We start from the raw sequence: 1918 nt of genomic DNA, 5'->3' as shown, positions 1-1918 counted from the left end.
GCTTAAATGTAACGGCGCGGCATTTACGGCTGCACAATATCCGAATCTTGCTCTGGCATACCCAACCCTGAAACTTCCAGACTTACGCGGCGTCTTTATTCGTGGCTGGGATGATGGGAGAGGCATTGATAGTGGGCGTACAATTTTGTCATATGCCGCTGATAAGCTGCGGAAACACACCCACGCATTATTATTTGGTAATGGTGACGGGTCGCAAACTCCTGCTATACATGAAAGTTATCGCAAGAGTTCTTCAACTACCTATTTTGCATATTCGGGGAGTAGTGGCGTGTATTTAACTGAAGAGGGGCAAAATGAAACAGCGCCTTGCAACGTCGCATTCAATTACATCGTGAGGGGTGCATAATGTCTAAGGCGGAATTAAATAGCGATCATATTGCCGTAGTAGCTGGTGATATTACTGTATTTAACTATGATGGAGTTACGCGCGAATACATTTCATCATCATTAGAGTTTTTGCACGTAGGCGTAGGCATTCCGGCTAATTCTTGTGTAGATGCGCCTGGCAAAATAAAAGACGGCTTTACCGTTTGCAGAACGAACGATAACAAATCCTGGGAAGACGTTGCCGATCATCGCGGTGAGACGATATACAGCACAAAGACCGGTGAGAAAATTACCATCAATGCACCGGGTGATTATCCACAGGACACCACTGCACAGACTCCATCTACGCCATATGATAAATGGAATGGCAGCAAATGGGTGACCGATACGCAAGCGCAGCATGCTGCTGATGTGGCAGAGGCTGAAAGGCAAAAAAACGCGTTACTCGCAGAGGCTGCGGGGATTATTGCCCCACTGTCAGATGCTCAGGCTGGAGGATATATTGACGACGCAGATATGCCGCGCCTTGCTGAATGGCAGCGGTACCGTTACAAACTGACTAAAGTCGATACCAGTACCGCGCCTGAAATTAACCTTCCGCCGAAGCCGGAGGTAAAGGCCAGCTAATATCTGGTGCGCTGGAAGGGTTTGTATCTTCCAGCGCATCAAGATAGTCCAACCACAGATTATACTGTGCCAGTTCTTCTACTTTCAGACGCCCAATAGCTGCTTTACCGGACCATTGTTGACTATTGATGTAATCATTGGCTTTATCGATCCTAGACTGTTTTTCAGTTTCAGCACTGGCGACATCTGCTAAATGTCGGGCATTCAAATCTGTAACCCATTTGCTGCCATCCCATTTATCGTATGGTGTAGCTGGAGCATGGGGGGTGGTATTTTCCGGGTAATCTCCTAGCAAAGTAATGGTAAAGGGCTCGCCGGTTTCATTGTTATACACCGTTTCACCACGGTGATTAATGACATATTCCCACGCGGTAAAATTGGCTACCCGGCAAATTACAAAGCCCTCTTTTTTATTTCCCGGTGCGTCAATGCAAGAGTTAGCGGGAATCCCCACGCCAACAGGCAAAGTCTCCACTGATTCGGAGAGATATTCGCGCGTTTCATCGTCATAATTAAATACAGTAATATCACCGGCCATAATGGCGATATGATCATTGTTTAATTTTGCCATCACCATTATGCAGCCCTCACAATGTAGTTGAATGCAATGTTACGTGGGCGAGCGCCAAATGATGACTTTTGCCCTGTAATTGAAGAAACCATCCCAGCGGTACTAATATGTGACCATGATGGGCTATTGTCGACAACGCTATCGAAATCACTTACTGCAATATAAGCAGTTCCATCAGAATAACCGCCAACAAACATCCCAATCCCGGAGCCAAACTGAGCTGACAGCAGCCCCCTTCCGCTATCTATCCCTCTGCCATCATCCCAGCCACGGATAAACTCAGCGCGAAGATCTGGCAGTTTGAGGGTTGGATAGGCAAGCGCCAGTTTCGGATATTGGGAAGCTGTGAACGCCGCGCCGTTACATTTAAGC

Annotated in this window: 4 protein-coding genes; 2 read left to right on the top strand and 2 right to left on the bottom strand. The window is 47.2% G+C overall.

The window, feature by feature from the left end; translation table 11 throughout:
* On the top strand, positions 1 to 367 hold a 367-nt coding region (locus UTM25_RS22125), incomplete at its 5' end, for a phage tail protein (protein ID WP_320715360.1).
* Entirely contained in the window at positions 367 to 975 is a 609-nt protein-coding gene (locus UTM25_RS22120) for a tail fiber assembly protein (protein ID WP_194401983.1), read from the top strand. The genes UTM25_RS22125 and UTM25_RS22120, both read left to right, overlap by 1 nt.
* On the opposite strand, the gene UTM25_RS22115 is transcribed toward UTM25_RS22120, so the two are convergent.
* Positions 938 to 1552, bottom strand: coding sequence for a tail fiber assembly protein (locus UTM25_RS22115; RefSeq protein ID WP_194401984.1), 615 nt, complete (start codon positions 1550 to 1552; stop codon positions 938 to 940). The genes UTM25_RS22120 and UTM25_RS22115 overlap by 38 nt on opposite strands.
* Positions 1552 to 1918, bottom strand: a 367-nt coding sequence (locus tag UTM25_RS22110) for a phage tail protein (RefSeq protein WP_320715358.1), incomplete at its 5' end; no start/stop codon positions are given. The genes UTM25_RS22115 and UTM25_RS22110, both read right to left, overlap by 1 nt.

Source organism: Enterobacter sp. 61D5, assembly GCF_034107965.1.
Lineage (GTDB): Bacteria > Pseudomonadota > Gammaproteobacteria > Enterobacterales > Enterobacteriaceae > Enterobacter > Enterobacter cloacae_M.
The sequence above is the reverse complement of the archived record's forward strand: the minus strand, read 5'-3'. Positions and strand labels throughout refer to the sequence as shown.

What these genes read in the sequence shown, in the direction of transcription:
- UTM25_RS22115 (WP_194401984.1), bottom strand. Translation starts at nt 1,552, where the DNA reads ATGGTGATGGCAAAATTAAACAATGATCATATCGCCATTATGGCCGGT.
- UTM25_RS22120 (WP_194401983.1), top strand. Translation starts at nt 367, where the DNA reads ATGTCTAAGGCGGAATTAAATAGCGATCATATTGCCGTAGTAGCTGGT.